Origin of the sequence: Kitasatospora sp. MBT63 (assembly GCF_000710465.2) — a bacterium.
In the GTDB taxonomy this organism is placed as follows: Bacteria; Actinomycetota; Actinomycetes; order Streptomycetales; family Streptomycetaceae; genus Kitasatospora.
Genome location: NZ_JAIZ01000330.1, coordinates 1 through 1,531 on the forward strand (window position 1 = coordinate 1; position 1,531 = coordinate 1,531).

At 75.0% G+C, this 1,531-nt stretch carries 2 protein-coding genes; both read right to left on the reverse strand.

Going from position 1 to position 1,531, the window contains the following annotated elements; all coding sequences use genetic code 11:
- Nucleotides 1-881: RNA polymerase sigma factor (locus tag AA75_RS19775; RefSeq protein WP_033821448.1), on the reverse strand; the 881-nt coding region annotated here is incomplete at its 3' end.
- A gap of 295 nt (nucleotides 882-1,176) precedes the next feature.
- Nucleotides 1,177-1,413: a hypothetical protein gene (locus AA75_RS19780; protein ID WP_033821449.1), complete on the reverse strand. Its 237-nt coding sequence runs from the start codon at nucleotides 1,411-1,413 to the stop codon at nucleotides 1,177-1,179.
- Between the last annotated feature and the right edge of the window lie 118 nt (nucleotides 1,414-1,531).

Here is a 1,531-nt window from a genome sequence, read left to right on the forward strand (position 1 = left end):
GGCGCCCCCGCGCCGTGGCCCCCGGCCCCCGACAGCGGGTGCGCCGCGCCCGCGCCGGCGCCCGAGCCCTGGGTGGCAAGCCCCGACAGCAGGTCCGGCGGCAGCAGGTCGTGCACCGGAAGCACCAGGCCGATCCCCGCCAGCAGCCCCTCGGCCGGCATCAGGTCCCGCTGGTGGCCGGAGCAGACCGCGCAGCCGCGGGTGTGCCGCGATATTCGCTTCCGCCACAGCGCGCCGGGGCTGCCGTCCCAGGGGGAGACCAGCTCGGTCAGCACCGGGCACCGGGGGTCGGCGGACAGCGCGCGGACCACCACCCGCCCGACCTCCAACTGCTCCTTCATCCGCTGCACCCGGACCGCCGTGTGCTGCCGCGACAGGTCCAGCGAGGCGGCCAGCTCCTCCCGGGTGAGCTCGCCCGCCGTCTCCAGCCACCAGAGCGACAGCAGGTCGCGGTCGCCCTCGTCCAGCCAGCGGGTGGCCTCGGCGACCTCCTTGCGCTGCCCGGACAGGCCGAGCCGAAGGATGGTCAGACCGACGAAGTCGGAGCCCGGGTCGGCGACCTCGCGGGTGCCCTCCAGGCCTTCCAGTGCCGCGACGGGCGCACTCTGACGGGCGCTCCAGCGACGGCGGACCTCGTTCATGGCGACGGCCACCAGCCAGGACCGGAACGACGCCGGGTCACGCAGCCCGCCCAGTCCGCTGACCACCCGCACCATGGTCTCCTGGACCACGTCGTCGACCTCGCTGTGACCGTTCATCGCCCGGCCGACCACGTTGTACAGCAGCGGCAGGCTGGCCGTCAGCAGCCTCTCCAGCGCGTCCTCGTCGCCGGCCTGCGCGGCGACGACCTCCGCGGTCCCGACCTCACCGTCCACGTACATCCGCTGCCCTCACTCGTCCGGCCGTCCGGCCCCGTGCATCGGAGACCCGCGGCAGCGGGCCGGATCACAGAAAAATCGCGACGGGTTCGCGACTTTCTCCGAGAACGGTCTCCGGCCGCGGGGTTTCCGGCTGGAGCAGAAGGGTAGCGCCGGTGTCGTCGCAGGTCGGACGGCGGCTCCGGCCGTCGGCGCGGCCCGCCGGGGCGGACCGGGCGGGGGAAGGGCCGTGCGGGTGCGGAAAGGTGGGAAACCGGTGCGGAAGGGGAGAACCACCCGGGATGGCGGGCCCGCGCGGTCAGGCGGCGAGGGCGTCCAGCCAGCGAAGCAGCGCGGCCCGCTCACCCGGCGTGGAGTGGTGGACGGCCGCACCGTCGATCCACAGCCGCAGCCGCTCGACGGTCGCCGGACTGAGGTCGAGGTACAGGCGCCACAGCGACCGGTCGTGACAGTCGGGGTCCTCGGGCTCGCCGCAGTGGTGGCAGTGCGTGAAGAACGCGTCCACCAAGCGGTGTGCGGTGGCCTCGTCGGGCATGGGTCCGGGGCTCCTCGGTCGAGGTCGGGGGCAGGGCCGGGGATCGGGCCGTGGGATCGGGCCGTGGGATCGGGCGAGGGGGTCGGGCGAGGGGGTCGGGCGAGGGGGTCGGGCGTGG